The sequence below is a fragment of the Mesobacterium hydrothermale genome, assembly GCF_035818635.1.
Lineage (GTDB): Bacteria > Pseudomonadota > Alphaproteobacteria > Rhodobacterales > Rhodobacteraceae > Mesobacterium_A > Mesobacterium_A hydrothermale.
On record NZ_JAYLLH010000029.1, the window covers coordinates 18795 to 42052 of the forward strand.

General features: G+C 62.4%; 4 protein-coding genes (1 of these 4 only partly in view). 1 reads left to right on the plus strand and 3 read right to left on the minus strand.

Annotated elements, in window-relative coordinates; genetic code table 11:
- A protein-coding gene (locus tag VK792_RS16075; RefSeq protein WP_326298884.1) for a putative Ig domain-containing protein crosses the window boundary here: on the minus strand, positions 1–19918 show its 5' portion. Its footprint begins 18389 nt before the window's first position; only the first 19918 of its 38307 coding nucleotides appear in the window; the start codon lies at positions 19916–19918; its stop codon lies beyond the left edge, outside the window.
- A gap of 333 nt (positions 19919–20251) precedes the next feature.
- Here VK792_RS16075 and VK792_RS16080 point away from each other — a divergent pair, with 333 nt between their 5' ends.
- On the plus strand, positions 20252–21004 hold the full coding sequence (locus tag VK792_RS16080) for an efflux RND transporter periplasmic adaptor subunit (RefSeq protein WP_326298885.1): 753 nt from the start codon (positions 20252–20254) through the stop codon (positions 21002–21004).
- A gap of 56 nt (positions 21005–21060) precedes the next feature.
- Here VK792_RS16080 and repC read toward each other — a convergent pair whose 3' ends face one another.
- Together repC and repB are read right to left on the minus strand one after the other, a co-directional pair.
- Positions 21061–22122, minus strand: a complete 1062-nt coding sequence (gene repC, locus VK792_RS16085; RefSeq protein WP_326298886.1) for a plasmid replication protein RepC — start codon at positions 22120–22122, stop codon at positions 21061–21063.
- Positions 22123–22297: 175 nt separating this feature from the next.
- Positions 22298–23257 carry a plasmid partitioning protein RepB gene (gene repB, locus VK792_RS16090; RefSeq protein WP_326298887.1) on the minus strand — a complete coding sequence of 320 codons (960 nt, stop codon included), beginning with the start codon at positions 23255–23257 and terminating at the stop codon, positions 22298–22300.
- Position 23258 lies beyond the last annotated feature (1 nt).

Below are 23258 nucleotides of genomic sequence, written 5' to 3' on the forward strand. Positions count from 1 at the left end.
ACGGGTTCAGGACCGTGGTGTATTCCGGCAGGTTCACCAACGGGTCGGCCGCGGGCACGTTTTCGCTGGCACGGACGAACAGATCGTTCGTCGAGGGCGTTTCCACCGGATCGGGCGCGCGGCCAAAGTTCGGCGCGGTGGTGCTGTCGACGGTCGCCGTCCCGCCAAGGTTCACCGGCTGCCCGTCAGATGTGACGGCAGAGCCATCCGACGGCACCTCGCGGTTGCCCGCGATATCGGTTGCCCGGGCCAGGAATTCATAGGTCTTGCCGGCTTCGCCCTCGAAGATCAGTGTGCCGCTCACCTCGGTCAGGCGGCGTTGCCAGATGCGGAAATCGCCCCCGTTCTCGGCCACGTAAAGCGTGACATGCTTGACGCCCGACGCGCCTGGATCGTCTTTCGATTCATAGCTGATCTCGTAATTGTCGGTGCCTTTCACCTGCGCTGCGGAAATCGAGGTGTCCGGGGCTGCGCCATCCACCACCTGGATCAGTTCACCGGTGTCTTCGGGCGCGGCGGTGTCGAACAGCACCCGCGCAGAAGATGTGATGCGCGTGCCGGTTTCGACATCGTCGGCGGGCTTGACCGTGTAGGTGACAAAGCCGGCCCCCTCGCCGGCCGCCACATTCGGCGGCAGCAGGCCCTTGGTTGTGCTTTGGATCTTTTCGCCGGTCAGCGGGTCGATCGCCTGAATCACCCAGCGCGCCGCCGCCGGATCCTGGAACAGGTCGATCCCGGCGCTGATGCGCACGACAAAGCCCAGCGTGTCGGAAAAGTCGATTTCGTCCTGATAGAACCAGCGGTCGTCCGGAACGTCGATGGTGATGTTGCCGATCTTGATATCGCCCAGCCGGAAGCTGCGCGGGTCCAGATCGTCATCCAGCTGCGTCACCACCTCGATCTGGTTGGCATAGGTCGACGAGGCCGGATCGTTTTCGAATTTCACCGTGAACGGCAAGTCCTCGGACGCGGGCAACCAGCCTTCGGTTTCCAGCGTCTGCGGACCGGAAATCGACGCCAGCGCACCGCTGTTCGCCGGATCGGCGAAATAATCGGCGAAGTTCAGCGCCTCGAACTCGTCGCCATCCACCGGGGCCGGGCCCTGGTTCATGAAGTCCTCTGGCAATGCCGCGCCGCGATCCTCGAACGGAACCCAGGGCGAATAGATGCGCACCGCCTCGAAATGCGTTTCGTTGGTCAGACCAAGGTTGTAGTCGGCAAACTCGGGCAACTGCGGCACCGGGATTTCGCCGGTATAGCATTCGCTTTCGCGTTCGTCCCAGTACTCGATCTCGGCCATCAGGCCTTCCTGGTGGCCGTAGAGCGTCCGCAATTCTTCGAAGAACCCAAGAATGTCGCCATCCGACCGGATGTCCTGGCCTGCCGGGCCAAACAGGATGCCCGACGCCAACGTTGCCATCAGCGACAGGATTTCCTGCTGTTCGCGGATCGGGGGCTTTTCACCTTCGTCGCGCAGGATGCCCGCCTGTTCCAGACCGGCCAGGTAGAAGTCGACCCACAGGTCGGGGTCGGCCACGATTGCGATCAGCGGTGCGGGTGCCTCGTCGGCGGCCAGGATGTTGTCGCGCAATTCCAGCGCGATCTTGGTCTGATGCGCCACGAATTCGTCGCGCGTCATGCTGGTCGAGGTGGCGAAGATGTGGAACCGGAACGGGATGAACGGGATCTCGCATTCCCCCGGCTTTGCCACGTTCTTGTTGTACAGATCCTCAAACGGGAAGGCCGCCATGGCCGCCCCCAGCGCCGGGTTGGCCTCTGCCGCCTTGTCGACGACCGCGTCGTACCAGTCGCCAATCGCGCCCTGCCCGCCTTCTTCAAGGATACCGTCCAGATCGGGCAGCACGCTGGCCATCCGCGACCGGAAGGCGTCGAACGCCTCGTCATGCAGTTCCTGCAGGCCGGGATAGGCCGCGATATTGAAGGTAAAGCCCGCAAACCCGTCTGCCGGCAGATCGTACAGATAGCCCTGCGTGGTCAGCTGACCGTTGGTGTTGACGATGCTTTCCAGCCCGGCCCAGAAGATGTCTTCGTTCGGAGTCCCGGCAGCGCCATCCGGTTCGCCCCGCACGTTGGTAAAGAAATCCAGGAACGGCAGACCATACACATATGGGTTGTTCAGAAGTTCCGGAACGCCGACCTGGAAGAAGGTGTAAGGGGCATCAAGGTTGTTCAGGTTCTGCAACGCAACCGAGTAGGTTTCGGTTTCGCCCGGCAGGACAACCCTGCTCCCGCCAATCCCGATCGTCACGTCGCCTTCGATCGCGCGTTCAATCAGGAACCGATAGGGCGACAGCGCCTGCGCCCCCGACGGGTTGGTCACCACCACGTCATACAAGCCATGCGGCGCGTCGGTCAGATCGAAGGTCGCGATGATCTCGGTCGAGTTCACGACCTTCCAGTCGACCGGCGCAAATTCGGCAATGTTGGGACGCACGAATTTCACCGTCGCATTGTCGGCGAACTGAGCCCCGGTGATCTTGGTCGTGACGAACTTGGACGAACCGCCACGGTCGGTCTGCACATCGGTGATGACCAGCGGCATAAGCTCTGCCAGGATCGTCAGGTCAGTGCCGTCCTGCGGACCCGAGAAGTTGCGCACCGAGATATAATAGGTTCCCGGTTCGGTCGAGGGCACCAGCGCAATCAGGTCGCTGGACAACGACCCTTCATAGGTTGCGTCAAACGCATTTGCCGTCGGCAGCGCATCGTGCCGGATGAAAATCTCGTTCAGCGCCGTCGGTTCGGACGACAGCACCGTGACGCGCAGGGTTTCCTCTGGCGGAACCGTGATGCGGTAGAGTTTCTCGCCCGCGTTCTGCAAGGAAATCGTCGTCGGCGTCCCGATCAGCAACTCGTCCACCGTGGTTTGCAGCGTGTCGGCGCTGGCGGTGGTGTTGTTGGCCTCGTTCACGCCCTCGTGGATCTGGTTGAAGATATCGGTGCGCACGATGACGCGATACCCGCCCGGCGTCGCTGCCGGCATCGTGGTTTCCAGCGTCATCGTCCGGCTTTCGCCGGGGTTCAGCGGGCCCGAGGTGCTGACCCGCCCGATCGGCCGGTCGCCTAGATCCCAGGTGCCATCCGACGACAGATACGCGGTATCGGACCAGTTGCCTTCCGCCACGACGTCATCGGACTTGTTGGTCACGACCCAGCTGATCGTGATCGGTTCGCCCGCCCGTGCCGACGACGGAACCGTGATCGACGTCACCTGCAAATCCGTCGGCGGCGGCAGGTCGATGATCATCGGCACATCGGAACGCGCATCGTTGTTGGCGTCATCGACCTCGTAAACCGTGCCGCGGTTGCCGTTCCGGGACGGGTCGGTGACGACAAAGACATAGTAGGCCTCTGTCGGCATGTCGGTGGGCACCGTGAAAGTGCTGCTGACGTCATAGCTTTCGCCCGCACCCAGACCCCCGGTATGGCCGATCGTACCGATAAAGCGGTCAGACCGGATGTCCAGCAACGGATCGCGGCTGAGATAGACCAGATCGTCCCAATCCGCCTGCTGGAACGGCACCGCGCCGCCCTGGTTGGTGACAGTATAAGACACGTCGAACGACTGTCCGCGCACGGCCCGTTCGCTGGCGTCCAGTTGTGTGACAACCAGTTCCGGCGCGACATAGGCACCAATGTTGATCGCTTCGAACGTGGTGTTGTTGCCCTCGCCCTGGAATTCGCGCACCACACCGATGGAATTACCTGAAAGGCCACGCAAACGGTCGGAAATCGTCGATTTGCTGTACGAACTGTCGGACAGGTCCGCATCGGTCACGGCCAGAACGTGGAAATCGCCCTCGATTTCAAACGGCAGGGTTACGGTGACCGTCGCAGTGTACTTTTCACCTGGGTCAAGCACCCCGACGTGCTTGCTTTCGGCCTTGATCTCGCGGTTTCCAACCTCGCGCCGCAAAAGGAAATCCCCGGTATCAAGCGAACTGTCCACCGAAAGGTAGACCCGGTCGATCCAGCTTTCTTCGCGCGTGGCCCGGTTGCCGACGTTGGTAACCTCAAAGCTGATGTCGATGGTCTGTCCCGCGTGCAGATCTTCCGGCACGGTCAGCGCCGTCACCTGCAGATCGGGTTCCCGATAGGTGATATCGAACGTGCCTTGCAGCATCGAACCTTCGGGGTGTTCGAACGCATTGCGCGTAAACCGCGCCGCCTGCAATTCGTTGTTGCTGCCGGTATAGGGCCAGGTCCTCTGGTGGTCCTGCTGCGCGCTGTCGGTGTTGGTGAAGACATAAACGTAATAGGGGCCTTCGATTCCCGGCGGCAACGTCCCTTCCACCGTGCGAGAATAGCTTTCGCCCGCCGCAAGCCCGTCGGCGTTGGAAATCGTCACCGTCTTCAGCAGAGTTGCGCGGTCCCGGATGAATTCGGGATCGCGCGACACCCAGACTTGATCGCGCCAGTATTGCGTCGTGTCCCAGATGTCCGCTGTACTGTCATTGGTCACCGTGTAGGTGAATTCGACCAGCTCGCCCGAGAACGCCTCGGTCGGGGTCACGACATCCGTCACCCGCAGGTTCGGTTCCGGCGAACTGACGCTGGTGGTGGTGACATCGGAATTGTCGTCGCTGTTCGGATCGCCCGACTGCGAGACGATGGCGTGCACGTAAGCCCCGTCCAGACCCGGCGCCAGTTTGGTCTTGAGCGTGTAAGTCTTGCTTTCGTTGATGCCGATCGAATCCGGCAGGTTGTAATAAAACAACCGCCAGTATTCCTGCCCCGACGCGCTCAGGCTTGGGGTCGAGGTCAGGTAGATCGTGACAAGACTGCTCCCGGCTTCCTTGTCGCCAGTGTTGCCGACAGTAAATGTGATCTCGAAGTCGTTTTCGCCATCGACCCCGGCCAGAGCCGTGGGTGTGACCGCATCGATCGTGATGTTCACGTCCGGTCGCGTCAGATCCGGCGGATCGCCGATCACCGCCAGCACCGGGTTCGACCCGATCACATCGCCGCCGCCAGCCTTGTAGTTGTTCGAATTCAGCTCTGTCGGGTCGTCTTCGTTGACGTTGACCGCCAACGTATCTTCCAGCAGCGTGCCATAGGGGTCGACCCAAGGCGTGATGTAGTAGTTCCCCGACCGTACCGTATCGGGCAGCGTCACGGTCACCGTCCGGTCGTACCCGGCCCCCACATCCAACACACCGTCGGTATATTGCAGCGTCTGCAACAGAACATCGCCCTGCCCCGGATGCGGGCGGTTCTTGTCAACGGTCAGCCAGATCTGTTCCGCCCAGGAGCCCAGGTTGGTGGCCCCTGCCCCACGGTTGGTGACGGTATAGGTTACCGTTACCTCGTTGCCTTCAAACGCCTGCGTCGGCGTGACCACGTCATGAACGACAAGGTCGGCAAACGGCACCGGATCGACATAGATCTTCTGAACGCCAAGGTTGTTGCCGTCATTCGGCCATTCTTCGACCGCGTTGCCGCTGTCGGTGTTGACCAGCAGGTAAACGTCGCCGCGGAACCGCAGCGGGATTTGGAAAAACACCTCCTGGCTCAGGTATTCCTCGCCCGAGCCAAGCGCCGCCTCGTTCGAGAAGCTGCCAAGCCGGATGTCGTCGTGGGTGATCTTTTCATCCAGCGACAGGTAAACCGAATCCGTCCAGTTCGGCACGGTGGTCGCCACTGCGCCCTGGTTGATCACCGTCCAGCGCAAAGAGCCGGTGCCGCCTGCGGTAAAGGTGTCGTTGACCTCGAACCCGGAAATCTGAAGATCGGGCCGCGGCAGGCGCGACACCAGAATCTGCGTCGCGCCGTCGCTTTCGTTGTCACCTTCGTTGGTATGTTCGTAGACGTCATTGCCGTAGTCTGTGATGACGATCAGATCATACCGATCGTTGGTCTGCGCCGGCAGAATGATCTGTTCACGCCGGGTATAGGTCGTGTTGGCCTGCAACGGTCCGTCAAACGAATAGGTCCCGATGGCGATATCGTTGCCCGACCCGTCGGACTTGCGCAGCACCAGCCGGTCGGTCCACGGTCCTTCGGCGGTTCCGGTGCCGGTGTTCTTGACCGTCCACGTCACGTCGATGGCCGACCCTTCGGGCGCGGTGTCGGGTGCCAGGATCTCGGTCACCACCAGGTTTGGCGGCGGCGTCAGCGTCACGTCGACCTTGTTGGAAACACCCTTGTTGCCATCGTCGGTGAAGACAAATTCATACGGCGCGCCATAGGGGGTGGTGCTGGTGCCGCCCGGCGTTTCAACAAAGAAATAGGCCGGGCCTTCCCAGCCGTCGGGCAACGCGATCTGTGCTTCGCGGGTATAGTCCGCCCCGGCCGCAAGAAAGCCCAGATGCTGGAACTTGCCAGCCAGCACCTTGCCGGTGCCATCGGGATTGTCCGCGATATAGACAAGATCGGTCCAGCGGCTTGTCTGGGTCAGGCCGATGCCCTGGTTCGCCACCGTCCAGCTGACCAGAACGGTTTCGCCGGACTTGGCCGTATCCGCGGCCGTGACATCGGTCACCACCATATCCGCATAGGGGATCGGGGCCACGTCAAAGAACCCGTCCAGCTTCATCCGGTTGTCGGTTTCCTGGCCGTTCTCGAACACCTCGTCCTTGGCGTCCGCGATCACATACAGGTGGAACCGTCCGTTCAGCGCCGTCGGCAGGTAGAAGCTTTCGCTGCGGTCATAGGTGGCGTCCTTGTCCAGCCCGCCGGTGTGGTCGAACTCGGCAATCGTGCGGTCGTCGCTGTTGCCGATCACTTCGTCGGTGGAAATGACGATCCGGTCGGTCCACCCATCGGTAATGCCCCGTCCGGTGCCGGTGTTTTCGACCGTCCAGCTGACGGTAACATACCCCGGATCATCCACCGTCAGGTTCGGGGCGTCAACCGCGGTGACTTCCAGATCGGCATAGGGGGCCAATGTCACATCCAGCGCGATAGCACCGATGTTGTCATCCTCGTGGCCTGGTTCCGTCACCGTGCCATCGGCATCGGTGCCGACAAGGATGAACCAGGCCCCGGACACGGAAATCGGCAGCGCGATATCGGCAAAGGCCGCGGCAGAAGCCCCGTTGGCCAGCGGCGCAACCTGCGCCACGTCGGCGAGCGTGATGTCCTGCGAATCCAGCGTGTCATCGCGGCTCAGCCAGATCCGGTCGGTCCAGTCCAGACGCGCCGGGCCGTCGCCGGCATTGACCACCTCCCAGCTGACCCGGATGGTATCGCCCGAAGTCGGCGCCGTGTCATCCAGCGTCAGCGTGCCAATGGTCAGGTTCGGGTGGCGCAGTGTGACCGCCGCGCTTTGGCCCGAGTTGTTGTTGTCGCGACCGCCTTCGAACACGTCACCGGCGCGATCGGTGCGCAACTCGAACCGGTATTCGCCGATCCCCACCTCGGGGACGACGACTTGCAGCGTGGTAGTATAGCTGTCGCCCACCGCCAGATCAAAGGTCCGGTCCGCGCGCGCCAGCAGCGCCCCGCTGCCCAGCCCCGGCCCGACAAGATACAGTGCGTCTTCCCAGGTGGCCCGCGCGCTTGCTTCGCCATCGTTGACAACCGTAAAGGTCACATCGACGGTTTCGCCCGGTACCAACGACGATGGTCCGGTGACAGACGACACCCGCAGGTCAGCCGACGGTGCTGCCGCCAGCGCCAGCGTACCGGTCGAAACCTTGACGTTGTTGCCGGTCTCGCCGCGTTCGTAAACGTCCCCGCGCGGGTTGGTTTCAACGATGACATAATAGTTGCCGATAAAGCCCGGCGGCAGCGTGAAGGTCGCGCTTTGGGAATAGCTGGCGTCCTTCGCCAGGGCGGTGTCGCGCACGAATTCACCCAGCAGCGCGTCGGTGCCATCGATCGTGACATCGGACGACAGATAGACCCGGTCGACCCAGGCATCGTTGCCCGCGGTCACGTCGTTGGGGCCAAAGTTCGCCACCCGCCATGCAACAGTGATTTCCTCGCCCGCGACATACGATCCGGTCGGCGCCGTCAGCGCCTGAACCGCAAGATCGGAATAGGGGGAGGACAGCGTGACCTGTGCATCATCCACGTTGTTGGTGCGGGTGTCGGGTTCCAGCACCGCCTTGTCTGCGTCAGCCACAACCAGAAAGCTGACCGCGCCTTCGATCCCGATTGGCAGGGTAACGTCGGTGGTAACGGTATAGCTGCCATTCACATCCAGCGCGCCGGCATGACTGACCGATGTCAGCAGGATATCGGTGTCATCCAGGATCGCATCGGTGGAGATATAGACCTTGTCGGTCCACCCTGTCGCATCGGTTGCAATCGCACCCTTGTTTTCGACTTTCCAGGAAATCTGACCGGTCTCGCCGCCACGCGGGTCGGCGGGCGTGCCGGTGATCGTCGCCACAAGGTCTGCATAGGGCCGCTGAATCGACGTCACGTCCAGGGTGCTGCGGTTGTTGGTTTCCGCCTGGTAGGTGGTCAGCCCGTCGCGCGCTTCGTTCAACGCATCGCGGCCCGAGGTATCCTGATCCGCATCGACATAGATCCGCAGATCGCCAACCCCGGCCGATCCGTGCGGCAGGTCAAAGCTCAGGGTGCGGGTGGCGCTGTCCCCTGCCCCGATCATCGCCCCTTCGGACGCCACAGCCACGTCATGCAGCCATTGACCGGTACTGCGGTTGTAGATCCGGATGCGGTCGAACCAGTCGCCCGGCGTCGCCGTAGCCCCGGCGTTCTGCAAGGTCCAGCTCAGCGTCAGTTGTCCGCCTGCGGCCAGCTCGGTCTCGGCGACAGATACATCCGTCACCACCAGGTCAGGACCAGAGGCGACCTGCGTCACCGTGGTGTTGTTGCTTTCCCCAGTGTCGGTTGCGTTGGCTTCGGGCACCTCGCCAAGCGCATCGACCGTTACCGTGAAATCGAACAGGCCGGTGCCATCAAGCCCTTCGGGCCAACCGAATTCAAAACTGCGGGCACGGGTTTCCCCTGCCCCAAGTGGCGCCTCGCCCGTCGAGCGCAGATCCTGGCTCAGGACCACACGGTTGGTGTTGCGGTTCGTCACCACCAGCCGTTCGGTCCAGACCCCGCCCGCCGCCTTGCCGCCGTCGTTGGCAAGCGTGTAATCCAGCGTGACCGTGTCACCGGAGTCCCAGCCCGACGCCGGCGAAATCGCCACATCGCGCGCGACAAGATCTGGCGACGCCGCCAGAACCACATCCACCGTCATGGCTTGCGAGTTGTTGTTTTCGGCGTCGCCGAAGTCGTTCTGTTCCTCGACGTTGTTGTTCACATCGACGCGCAGGGTGATTTCCAGCTCTCCGACCGCGCCGGACCCGGCAGGCAGTTGCAGGCTGGCGGTCCGGGTGACAGAGCCGCCAACGGAAATCTGGCCTTCGGTCGCCACCGCGTAGGGCAGCACCACATCGGTGAGGATCGTTCCATTGTCGACCCGGCGGACGGTAATCCGGCTGTTGAAATCGGTCGCCATCGGAATGTCGCCGTTGTTCGACAGCGTCCAGGACAGCGGAATGACCCCGCCGCTTTCAAGCGGGTCAGCGGTTGTCACGGTAAATCCGGACGGCACCAGATCGGGTGCCGGGATATCTTCAAGCGTCAGTTTGATCGGGGCACGGTCAGGCGTCGCAAAGACGTTGAACGTGAAATCGCGCGTGGTCGGGGCATAGACCCGGCCTTCGACCAACAACAGGTAGGTGCCGTCGAACGGCAGTTCGATCGTGTCGATATCGGTGAAATATTCCCGGAACACCTGGTTGCCAAACGGGTCTATCAGGCGCCAATAGGTGTCGTAGTTCTGGGTTGCCACATCAAAGAAGAACCGGTCGCCCGCCGTCGCGTCAAAGCTGTAGGCCCGGGTTTCCGATCCGGGTGCCATCTGGTCAGTGACCGCAGTGCCAAGCGTCAGCGCCGCGGCGTTGTCGGCATCCAGCACGACAAAGCTGAAATCGCCCGTCACGCCGCCCGACGGCGCAATGGTCAGCGTATAGTCCCCTGCCCCAAGATCATAGAGCGGCGGGCTGCTGGTATCGACGGAATCCGACTGGGTGAAGATCCGGCTGGCCACGGTGCCCCGCGGCCCGCTCAGCGTCCAGCGCCAATTGCCGTCGGCAGGGGTCTGTACGTCGATATAGACCCGCTTTTGGTCGGTGACACTGAACCTGTAGCCCGCGGTCTGCCCCGGAAGGTCGATCGTGCCTGCTTCGGTCTGGTCCAGAACAAGCGCACTGGCCGATCCCACAAGGGGCACCATGCGAAAGGCGTGGGTGCGGGCATCCGTGATGTCCACCGATCCTTCGATGATCAGGTAGTGACGCCCGTTCGTGGCCAGCGAAACGCTTTGAATGTCGCTGCGCAGGTTTGTGGTCGATCCTACCAGCTTGCCGTACTGATCGACGATCTTCCAGCGCCCGCTCTGCGTGCCTTCCAGGTAGTCGAGATAGAAACTGTCGCCGGCAGACCCGTCAAAGCTCAGGATCTGCGTTGTATTGCCGGGATCAAAGGTCAGGTCGATCCGGTCCGACAGGGTCAGCGGCGTTGCGTTGGACAGGTTACGGATGACAAAGCTGTAATCGCCCGTGGTCAGCCCGGCACCGTCGATCGTAACCGTGTAATCTCCCGCTGGCAGGGACAACACCGCCGCGTCGCCGCGATAGTTGGCGTCCAGTTGCTGGATCTCGTTGGAATAGATCGTGCCCTGCGGTCCGGCCAGCGACAGCGTCATGTCATAGCGGTTGGTCAGCGAATCAAGCAACAGCTGCGTCGGCCCGGTCAGGCTGAAGGTATGAACCTGCCGCGCCCCCGGCGCTGCCAGCGTCCCGCTGACCACCGTGTCCAGCAACATCGCCTGGCTGCCTTGCGCCGGCTGGCGCAGGGTAAACCGCACCGCGCTGGGTTCACCGGCATCGATCTGGCCTTCGTAGATCAGCAGGTAGGTGCCCGGCAGGCTCAGCCCGGTGGATTCGTAGTCGACGTCAAAGCGCTGGCGCTGCGTCACCACGCTGCCATCGGGGGCAATCAGTTTCCAGTATCCGTTCGTTCCCGACACCAGGTCGGTTTCCAGGAAGAACCGTGTCTCGCCACCCGGCCAGTCAAACGCATAAAGCCCGCTGTCGTTGCCGGGGTTCAGTGCCACGTCGACGGTCTCGCCCGGGCTGACCGCGGTTGCCGCATCGACGTCGCGCAACGCCAAGGTGTAACTGCCCACCGAAGTGTCGCTGGTATAAACCCGCAGCGTGTAATTCCCCGGCGGCAGGTCATAGACCGGGTTGCTGGTGCGACCATACCCGTCGGTCGAAGTGAACCGAAGCGCGCTCTGGCTGACCGGGCCGGACAGGCTCCAGTAAAGCGCGCTGTTGTTGGTCATCGCATCGAACACCACCCGCGCCGCATCGGTCAGCGCGATCTGGTAGACATCCACCGCCGTGCCTTCGGTCAGCGTGCCGCTCAGCACGTCGCCGGGCGCCGCTGTCATCGGCGACGCTGCCGCCGTGGTGGATATCGACACATTGTCGACGGTCATGCCCATGACCGTGGTGTTGCCGTTCTGCGCGTTCAGCGCCACGCGCTTGTCCGACAGTTCCAGTCCGCCGACAAAGAAATCATCGACCAAAAGCGTCGTGGTCCCGCCGATGATCAGCGACACGTCCACCGTCGCCCCGCCAGCGGCCCGAGACAGCGCAATCGACAGCTTGCCGGCAGACCCGACAAGATCGGCCACGCCCAGCCCGTGATCGGACAGCGGCACCTCGACCAGTTCGGACCCATAGTGCAGCGAAAGATGCGGAACGGGGCCGTCACCGCTGTCCTGGTACATGTCGATCACGGCGCCAAAGACGCCGCTTGCATTCGGTTCCAACCCAAGGAACCCAATCGGCCCGCCCGCGCCATAGGTCGCTGTCGGCAGCACCAGAACAGAGAACCCGTTGCCGGGATCCCCCACGCCCGGCGCCGTCAGATCATAGTCGAAATCAATGTTCAGCGCATCGACCGGCCCGGCAAAGGTCTGGCCAAACGCAATCCCGTTGCGATTGTTGGCCGACAGGATATCCAGCAGTTGCAGAACGGTTTCGCCACCGCCGGCCGGCACTTCCTGTGCCTGCGTGCCGTTGTCGTTAAGCAGAACATGTTCGATCCCCGACCCGGCACCAAACTCTTCCAGCGATTGTCCGATCGCGCTGGCATAGGCCGGGCTTTGCAGTTCAAACCGATACCCGTTCGAGGTTTCGCCGTCCCGCACGTTACCTTCGATCAGCACGTAATAGGTGCCGTCCTCAGGCAGGACAAAGCCACCCTCGTCCAGCATCCGGCGCCCGGATATCACCTGATAGCCCTGCGCGTCGATCATCCGCCAGCTGGTATAGTTCGCCGGTCGGTCAACCACGTCGATGCTGAACGGCTGGTGGCGGGTGCCGGTGATCTTGTAAACCTTCGTCCCCAGCCCGCTGGTGGGCAGGTTGCCACTGGTCAGATCGTTGAAGAAAATGTCGCTGGCGGCGCTCTCCAGTTCGATCATGCGGAATTCGAACGCACCGGTCAGCGCCGTGTTCGAAAAGATCTGCAACTCATAGCTGCCCGCGCCCAGACGCATCGTCGGATCGCCACTGAACCGTTCCGCATCCGTGGCCGAAAACGCCCGGGACGAGACCACGCTGCGCCCCTCGGAATCCACAACGCTCCAGAACAGATCGCTGCGGTTTTCCAGGCTGTCCATGACAAGGTTGGTGGCGCCCGTCAGATCAAAGCTGAAACGCTGCACATCACCGGGATAGGTCAGGTCGACGTTGGTCAGGGTGTTGAACACCAGCGCATCGGGGGTTTCTTGCACCAGGTCATAGATCCCCAACTCATAGACGGCGCGCCCGCCTGCATCGACGTCGCCTTCGACAAGCAGGGTATAGGTCCCGTCATAGTCCAGAGCGACATTGGCCTGATCCGCCGGGTTGACATAGCCCAACATCACCCGGCCAAAGGGGTCGATCAGGCGCCATTCCATGTCGCCATTTTCGACGATGTTGTGGATATAGACCCCCTGCCCCGCCGTTGCGTCGAACTTGTAGGCGGCGGTCCGGTTTCCCGGACGCAATTCGCCGCTGATCGGGCTGCCGGTGACGATATCCTGCGCATCGCCCAGATCGACCAGGCGGAAGTTCACCGGGCCGGTGGCATCGCCGGTGCCAGAGATGCGCAGCGCGTAATCGCCCGGCGGCAGGCTCAGCACCGGGTTGCCGCTGCCCTGCCCGTCCGCATCCGATTGCCGCATTTCGCGATCGACCAGCACACCTTGCGGCCCGGTCAGCCGGTACCGGATGTCCCCGCGGTTTGTCAGGCTGTCCAGGTAAAGCCGTGTATCGTCGGTCAGCGTGAACGTGTATTCCAGTTCCTGCCCTGCGGCCGCAATGACTCCGGTGATACCGTCGCTGACCATATTGACATAGCCGGCATCCAGACCATTGGGCCCGGCGTCGGCGGTGCCATCGGCCTTGGTCACCACGTCCAGCGGCAGGTACAACTGCAACCGGTCTTCACTGCCGGTCAGGGCACTGTTCATCGCACCCTGAATCTCGGCCTCTGTCCGGGCGGTGTTCCACAGTCGGACTTCGTCGACCATGCCTTCGAACGGGCCGTAGCTGTTGCTGGTCTCCATCGTCCAGCCAACAAGGAAGGGCCCGCCCGAGCCTTCGGCCGGGGTGGTCGACATCGATTCCTCAGACGCCAGCGTGCCGTTGACATAGATGCGCTGCATCCCTGCCCCGCGATCGAACACCGCCGCCAGATGCACCCAGTCGCCCAGCGTGACCTGCCCGGTTCCGGTAGCCGCGTTCTGGTTCGACCCGCCCGGGATCGTGGTCGATGTGTAGACCTGCCCGTTGTTGCGGATCCACAGATCATACGTGCGCCCGCCCGCCCCGTCTGATTTCGACAGTACGGGCGTCCAGGTGTTGGCAAACCGGTCCAGCTTGACCCACGCCTCCATCGTGACGTTGCCGGTCATTTCCAGCGCGGCGTCATGCGCGATGTGCAGCCGTTCCGCGCCGCGCAGTTCCAGCGCGTTGCCCACCTGCCCCGCCGCGACCACCGGGTCGCCCAGCGGATTGTCCTGCCCAATGGTGATCGGGATTTGCGTCGTCGTCACACCATGCAGAGCAAAGGACAGGTCGATGCTCCGCTGCCTCCACAGATCGCGGTTGGTTTCCAGAAGCAGCGTATAGCGCCCGTCAAACGCCAGTTCCGTATCGGCGATATCGCTGGCCGACACCGGCCCCAGCACCATCCGCCCGAACGGGTCGTACAACCGCCAGCTGGCTTCGTTCGCGCTGACCCCCAGGCTTTGCATGTCCAGGAAGATGCGGTCGCCCGCCGACACGTCGAACCCATAGGCCACGCTGCTGCGCGCGGCGGGAATGGTGTCTGTCACCGCGGCGCCATCGGCGGAAATCACCGTGGCGTCCGCCAGATCCAACAGCCGCAGGCCATAGGCGGCTTTCACCCCCGCGTCGGCCTTGATCGTCAGCGTGTAATCCCCCGCCGGCGCGGTGAACGCATAGTTACCGGTGTTGTAGGGCATCCCGGTGGTGTTCAGATCGCGCGAGATCTGCAACCCGTTCGGCCCGCGCAAGCTGGCGGTGATGTCGCCCCGATTGCTCAGCGTATCCCAATACAGCGTGCGCTCGCTGGTCAGCGTAAAGCTGTAGACATGCGCCTCACCGGCCTGTTCCAGATTGCCCGCGAACACGCCTTTCAACGGGTCGGTGAAATCGTTGACCGTCCCGTTCAGCCCGTTGCCGGACTGGTCGGCCAAGGCATCCACCCCCGGCGCATCGGTCATCGTCAGGTCGATCACTGCCGGGGTCCCAACCACACCCCGCTGATAAGCGGCCAGCGCCGCGGCATCGTCCAGAGCCGCGTCAAACAGACGGAATCCGGCCATGGCCCCCAGGTAGCCGTCGTTGCCTTCCAGGCTGCGGCCCAGGTACAGCGGCTTGTCGGTGCTCACGCTGTCCTGATCGCGCAACGCGGTTGTCCCGACCAGCGCGCCATTCAGATACAGCCGCAATTCGTCGGCGGTCCTGTCGATCACGCCGACGGCGTGGTTCCAGGTTTCGAACACCACGGATCCGCCGGGCGAATTGACGTTGATCTGGCCACTGGAATCCGAACTGGTCAGGTGCAAATACCCCGAACTGTTCAGCCAAAGTGTATATTGCCGGCCACTCGTTCCGTTCGTGCCTTCCCCGTGATAGACCAGCGCCTGCCAGGTCTGGCGCGGGGTGTTGGGCTTGAACCACAGATCAAAGCTGACATCGCCGGTGATGTTCACCGCCGGATTGTCGATCTCGATGTTTTCAAAACCGGTAAAGCCCTGCGCCGCCGCGCCCGTCGGCCCGATGCTGGCGGCCAGCCCGGCAGACAGGTCGGGGTCATCCAAGCTGACCGCATAGTCACGGGTCACCGCCGGTTGCAGGATGAAGCCATAGTTGATCGTCCCGGTCGCCGATTCATACGTCCTGCCTTCGATCAGCAGCGTATAGGTGCCGGTTCGTTTCAGCGTGAACAGGTTGCCATCCTGCAACCGCTGACGGGTGATTTCCTGATTGCCCGACGGGTCGATCAGCCGCCAGTACACGCCGCTGCTGTCGTTGTCCTCGCGCAGCATATCCATCAGGAAACTGTCGCCGACCGTCGCGTCGAAATGGTACACGTCGGTTTCGCGCGCCGGGTCCAGCGTGGCCTGCACAGTGTCGCCAATGGCGATGTCGGTGCCGCTGCTGGTCAGTTCGCGCAGCACGAATGCGTAGTCGCCGGTAAAGCTGTTCTCGGAATAGACGGTCACGGTATACCGCCCCGCCGCCGCCTGGATCACCGGGTTGCCGCTGCCATAGTCATAGCTGTCGGCGCTGATCAGGCGATAGCTCCGGTCGAGCCCCTCGGGGCCTTCGATCCGCACCCGCGCGTAGGTTTCGTTGGTAAAGCTGTCCAGGTACAGCTGTCCGGCCTGCGCCAGGTCAAAGGTAAACGTGTGCGCCTGCGCGCTGCGCGACAGGGTGCCCGTGACCAGGCTGTTCAGCGTCAGCGTCTGGTCCGCCGGATTTTGCGGGTCCTGCACCGTAAAGCCATAGTCGATGCTGCGCCCGTCGGGTTCATAGATCCGGCCTTCGACAAGGATCGTATACGTCCCCGTCTCTTCCAGCGTGATCGGCCCGAAATCGTTCAGACGGGCAGACCCGGAAACCACCTGCCCGCGCGGATCGATCAGGCGGTAATAAGCGCCATAATACCCGCCAGTGTTCGATACGCCGGTAAAGGTCACAACCTGCCCCGCCGTTACGTCCAGACGGTAGACATCGGTTTCCCGCCCGGTGGGCAGGTTGCCCGTCACTGCCGTGTCCAGCGCCACCACGGTACCCTTGCCCGCCTCAAGCAAGCGGAAGGCATAGGGCTCTGTTGCGCCCCGGTCGGCGCTCAGGACCACCTCGTAATCGCCCGCCGGCAACCGCATCATCGGTGATGTGCCGGTTTCGGCAGAGTCGGAATACCGCAGCTGGAATTCACGCACGAACCCGTTCGGGCCGCGGATCAGGAAAGTTGTCTGGTCGGTGCGCAGCAAGCTGTCGATCACCACGTCCGTCGTACCAGACACGCTGAACGTGTAGGTGGCGGTGCCGTGCGCCGTCTGCAAACTGCCGGTGATCGTATCGCCAAGCGTCAGCGCGGTGGTGGTGTCCTGCACCTCGTTTACGGTGAACCCGAAGGTCGGAGTGCCGGACGCTCCGTCGTAGATGCTGCCTTCGACAAGGATCAGGTAATCGCCGGTCATCGTCGCGGTGAACTCGGGCGATTCAAGGAAGGATTGCCGGGCCAGAATCTGGCGGCCCATCGGGTCGATCACCCGGACCGCAAGCCCGTAATTGTCGGCGTTGCTGACCGTCGGGGCATCCAGCGTCAGCCGCTGGCCTTCGGTCACCGCCAGCTTCAGGGCGGCGGTGGACTGGCGCGGATCCAGCGTTCTGTTGACGGCCACGCCCAGGTCGATATCCGTCGCGTTGCCAAGATCCAGCACCCGGAATCCATAGCTGCCGGTACTTCCCGCCATGTCCAGGCTCACCTGGTACGTGCCCGCGGCCAGCGTCATGACAACGTCGTCCTGATAGCCCTGGAACCCGTCGGTCTGATAGAAATAGCGGTTCGCCACCAGTGGCCCGCCAGGCCCGGTCAGCGACCAGCGCGCCCAGTTTTCCGGCGAACTGACCGCATCGAAATAGATCGTTGTCGCGTCGGTCAGGGTGAACAGATAGGTGTCAGGCTGGGTACCGTCGTTGATTGCGCCGGTCACCAGCGTGCCCAACGTCATCGCGTCGCCGGTCAGCGCCGGGATCGCGTTCGACCCGGTTTTCTGGATCACATATTCATAGAGGATCTCGTCAGTCGCCCCGTTATAGGGATACCCTTCCACGAATAGCGTGTAAGTGCCGGTGGCGTTAAGCTGTAAGTCATTGACATTACTAAAGTAATTGTCCTCAAAGACAGTCCGCCCAAACGGGTCGATCATGGTCCCCTGCGGGTTGCCCGTTGTCCGGGGCAGCGAAATCGTGTCACCGGCTGTCGCAGTGAACCGCACGATGGCGGTCGCACTGCCAGGGGCCAGGGTGGTGCTGACCGCATCGCCATAGGCAACCGTCGTTGCGGTGGACAGGTCCACCAACCGAAAGCCGTAGTCGCCGGTGGCCGCGCCGGTGCCATCCACGATCAGTGTGTAGGCGCCCGCTGGCAAGTGCAGCAGCGGATCGCCATCAAAGCCATAGCTGTCCGACGAATCGAACCGCCGCGGTGCCACCTCTTCGCCCCGCGGCCCGATCAGCCGCCAAGTCAAGTCGCTTCGGTCGACCAGCGAATCGAAATACAGATCGCTCGCCGCTGCCAGTGTGAAACTGTAGGCGTCCGCTTCGCCCTGCACGGCGATGTTGCCCTCGACCGTGTCATTGATCGACAGCGTCAGCGTTTCTTCCGATTTGGGTGTGATCAGGAAGGAAAACTCGATCGGGTAGGACGACCGCTGATACCCCTCGACCACCAGCGTATAGGACCCCGCCACATCCGGCAGCACAAGGTCCTCGCTGCTGCGCGAGGTCGGGCCATAAAGCACCTGCCCGTTCGGATCGAGCAGCGTGTAATACACCGTCCCCCCGTCGCGGGTGGTGCCAAGCACAACGGATTCCCCGCCCGCCGCGTCGATGGAAAACAACCGCGTTTCCAGCCCCGGCCCCTGCGACAGGGTCGTGGTCAGACCATTGCCAGAGCGGTCTTCGGAACTGGCCGGATCGGCCGCGTCAAAACCCAGCGACAGTTCCAGCCCGGTGGCCGAAGCAATCACCTGCGTCCTCTGGGCCTCGATCTCGGCCTGGGTCAAAGCGCGGCTCCACAGGCGAAGTTCGTCCATATCGCCGTCGAACTTGCTGTTGCCGTATTCATCACCGCCGATCCGCAGCGCATCCGACGAATGCGACATGTCGGTGGCATAGGCCTGTTCGACCTGAAGCACGCCGTTCACATAAAGCTTCAGCGCAGTCCCGTCATAGGTTGCCGCGACGTGCTGCCATTCGTTGGCGTTGATGTTCGCGCTGATCTGGCTGGCCGTGTCATACCAGTTGTTGACGAAAAAGGTGATTTGCCCCGATCCGTTGGTAATCAACCCATAGCCGTCGGTCAGACCAAACCCCGAAGTCTTGGCCGCGATCGCCTGGAACCGGTCAACGCGATCCGGCTTGATCCAGGCCTCAAGCGTAAACGCCGCGGGTTTCAGCGCGTCGTCATCCGCCACGGTGACAATCGGTTCGCTGTCCAGGCCAAAGCGCTGCGCCCGCCCGGCATCGCCGGTCAGAGGCGCGGTTGATGTCACCCGCGCCTCGCGCAGGGCAACCCCCCGGTCGCTCAGGGTACCACTGACGGTTTCCCCCAGCGCCACCGTCTGCGCCGACGCCGCGGTCAGCAGTTGGAAGCCATAGAATCCGATATCGTCAGTGCCGTCACCGATGGTCAGTTCATAATCCCCGGCCAGCAGGTTCAGCGGTTGCCGCGCACTTCCGTCCGCATTGCGCAGATCGACATTCAAGATTTCCTGCCCGTTCGGCCCGAAAAGCGAATAGGGCGTGTAGGAATCGATCAGTGAATCAAAAAACACCTGCGTGTTCTGGGCAAGGTTGAAGGTCAGAACATGTTTCTGACCGGGTTGGGTCAATTCGCCGAAAACCACCTCGTCCAGCGCAATCGCGCGGGTTTCGTCAACGACCCGTGCCACCGTAAAGGCATAGTCGGACTCAACCGTGTTATAGACCCGGCCTTCCAGCATCAGGGTATAAGTACCGGTCTTAGGCGCAACAAAGCGCGCGACATCGGCCCCGACATTGAATGTGCTGGGCCCGAAAACCGTTGTGCCGTCAGGGTCGACCAGTTGCCACGTCGCGGTGCCGTTTTCCATGCCGCTCACCGCGTCGAAGAACAGTTCCGTTCCCGCATCGACATCGAACTGGAACAAGTCCGTTTCACGGCCTTCGCTTTCCAGCGTTCCGGTGATCAGGGTATCGGTCGCGATCTGGGTAGAGTTGTCGGTGTTCAGAAGGCGGAACTGGTATTCGCCCTGCGCATCGCCCTGTCCGTCGATGGCCAGCGTATAGGTGCCCGCATCCAGCGCGATGATTTCGCCACCGTCGTAACTGTCGGAATCCTCGAAATAGGTCGGGGCAACGATTTGGCCCCCCGTGCCCTCCAGCGACCAGGTCAGGCTGTTGCTTCGGGTCAGCGCGTCAAAAAGGATGGTGCGTTCTTCGGCCAGTTCGAACGTGAAGAAATCGGTTTCCCCGGGAACTTCGATTTCGCCGGCAACGGGGATCAGGTCGGCCGACAGCAACAGGCGCGGTTCCAGCATCTCAAGATGCAGGCCCCGGCTAAGCATCGTGTGCCCCTTGAGCTGTCGTCGGGAGTTATTGCCCAAACCTGATCCGCCACGCGATCTGCCTTCGGCATCCGTGACACCATGGAACCGGGTTTTATCCAGTCGCTTCATAACAAACCCCCCAGGGCTTTGGTTCAAAACGGCTCCGCCCAATAAACTTGAAACAGTGGCGGCACTTTCTAATATGGTTCAGGTTAGTCCGGTCTGACCGCATTTGGGAACATTTTTGTGATATCCTTCTTTAAGCAAACGCGGCTTTCCTGCAGGATCCCGGTGGTGTTGGCCGTCCTGTCGGCTGGTTTTCCCGCTATCGCAGAAATACCAGCCACACCTGTGAGCTGTCTGATCGAGCCGGATCAGGTGATTCGCGTCTCGACTCCGGTTGCCGGAATCGTTGCCGAGGTCCTGGTTGATCGCGGCGATCGCGTGTCCCAGGGACAGGTGATCGCCAGGCTGGATACCGCGCTGGAAGAAATCGAGGTGGAAATCGCCCAGGTCCGCGCCGAGGACGATACAGAGATCGCCGCCTTGCAGGCCCGGATCGAATTTCTGGCCAGTCAGGCAGAGCGCAACGAAAAGCTGGCGCGCAGCAATGCCGTTTCCCAGAACACCGCCCGCGAAGCGCGGCTTGAAGCCGATCTTGCCTTGCGCGAACTGGACCAGGCACGGCTGGCCAAACAGCTTGCTGCGCTGGAACTGGCCGGGGCGAAAGCCCGGCTGGACCAGAAGGTGGTGCGCAGCCCGGTGGACGGTGTGGTTGTCGAACGTCTGCTGAACCCTGGCGAATACCGTGACGGTCAGGCGCATATCGCCACCGTCGCCAAGATGGATGTGCTGCGGGTCGAAGCCTTTGTTCCGATCACTTATTACCGTGATCTTGGCATTGGGCAGCCGGTCAGCATTCTGCCGGAACCGCCGCTGGATGCGTTCCGGCCCGCGACGATTGCGGTGATCGACCAGGTGTTCGATGCCGCGACGGCGACGGTCGGGGTGCGGATGGCATTGCCCAACCCCGATCTGTCCTTGCCCGCAGGATTGCGATGCGAGCTGTATTTCGATGCGGCATTGTCCGCTGAAAGCCGCTGACCGGGGGAAATTGTCAGCTGACAATTTTTCGGGGCAGGGTAGGGGGCATAGCGCTTTCAGGCAAAATTGTCAGCTGACAATCGCCCTCGTGCCACCCCTCTGACCATGCTCCCAAGATTGAACCGGCCGGACGCCGCGCGCTGCACCAGTCCCCGCAGATAGGCACCGGGGTTGCGGATGGTTGTGATGCGTTCCAGCATGCACAGAATGGTTATCGCCGCAGCCTCGACCCCAAGGCGTCGCTGGGCATCTTCGTAGACTGGCCGGTCGATCCCCATCATGCCATGCAACCTGTCACAAGTCCGCAGCACCCCGGTCCAGGTGCCGGGCGTGTCGGGAAAGTAGCTTTTGTATTCTTTGCAATGGTCCAGCACATCGGTCAGCGCGACGCTGTCGCTTTCATCCGTAGGTGTCGATTTATAAACAGATTCTTCTTTATCTGTTTTCTGTATGTGCCGCTCATTCTGGCTGTTTCTGCCGCTCGTTTTTTCTGGATCCGTAGGGTAGCGCAGGGGGGTGTCCACAAAGGATTCCAGCGTTGCGATCTGCGCGCGCAGGGCCGCTTCGCCGGATTTGCGGCGCAGGGTCAGCCGGGCGGCGTCCATCGCGGGATGATCGTCGGGCAGGGCGCCGCTCTCGCGCAGGCGGGCGCGGGTGGCGGCCAGCCGATCGCGCAGGGCGGCAATCCGGTCTTGTTGTTCCGTCGCGGCATCTGCGGCCTGAAACAGCGCCGTTGCGGCACGGGCCAGCGGGCTGAGATCAAAGCCAAAAGCCAACCCGCCGCGCCGGGCAAACCGTTTGCGGTTGGCGCTGTCCTGCCGTGTGATCACGCCGGATTTGACCAGTGTCGCCAGATGCCGGCGCAGCGTGCTTTCCGGCATTCCGTTCAGTCGCAGCGACAGCGTGCGGTTGGATGGGAACACCACCGCGGCACCCGGATCGCGGGGCAGGGCGCGATCCGGGAAAAAGCTGAGCAGGGCCTTCAGCACCGATAGGCTGCGATGGTTCAGCCCGTGGTCCCTGGCCACCCGCGTGAGCGCGTCCAGAAGTGACCATTTGTCGGGCGCCGGGCAAAGATCGACCGGCTGCCCGGATGCGATCCGGGACATTTGTGTCATGCAAAATTTCACGAAAGACAAAAAATACCCGTCCACCGAATCGGCAGAGTTGACAGGATCAGGGAAGGGTGGCTATCTCAAAGGTGCGAGAAATGAGAGAGCCTTCCGGGAATTGTCCTGGGGGGCTTTTTCTTTGTCTTCTGTCGTGCCTCCTGTTGTCTGCTCGGTTTCTGGGTCAGTCTTCCGACGGCCGGGCGGACCAGCGGTCATGAAGTTCTTGCAGCAGCGCTTCGGCGTGGGTTTCGAACCAATCGTCAAACCCGTCAGCGTCGCGCATCGGGATGGTCAGGGTCAGCGCCCTGGCGCTGCGTTTCAGATCGGCCAACCGGGTCCCGTCGCGCCGCCTCAGGGTTCGGGCCGGGACAGGTTTTTCTGCCGGTTTCGGGTCTTTTCTGCGGTTCAGCGCGCAAGCCAGAACCTGCTCGAAGCGGGCGTCGGATGTTTCGATGAAGGGTGTCACGCTCAGCATCTCTTCGACGCGGTCGCGGACGTCGTCGTCCTGTATCGCATCGGCCAGCTTCATCCAGCGTTCCCGTCCGATCCCGGGGGCCGAGCCGATCTGGCGCAGGAATTCGATGTCGAACGCCTTGCCGACCTTCAGCATCCGGCTGACCATTGGCAGGTCTATCGACAGCGCGTCGCAGATCGTCTGGCGGTCGTACCCTTCGGCATCCAGTTGCGCCGCAAAGCTGGCCTTCTCGATAAAGGACAGGTCCTGACGGGCGGTGTTTTCCTGGCCCTGTGCCAGCACCAGCGCGTGGTCGTCCAGCTGGCGCACCATCGCCTTGACCGGCAGGCCAAGGTCGCGCAGCGCAAGCACCCGGCGGCGGCCATAGACGATTTCGAACCGGCCCGGTTTGTTCGTGTGTGGCCGGACCAGGACCGGCACCTGCTGGCCATAGGTTTTCAGGCTCTCGCGCAGCGTTTCGTCGGCCTGTTCATCAACGCCAAGACGGTCCGCCACCCCGGCGGCGTCGATCAGGTGCGGATCAAGATCCTGCACCGCGTTTTCCTGCAACCGGGTCAGTGAACTTTGCAACGCGCCCACAGCGCCGCGAGGCATCAGCCGATCGGGCTGCTTGCGCGGCTTGGCCGGGGTGTCGTCCGACGGTGTCAGAATGCCCTTTCGTGCCATT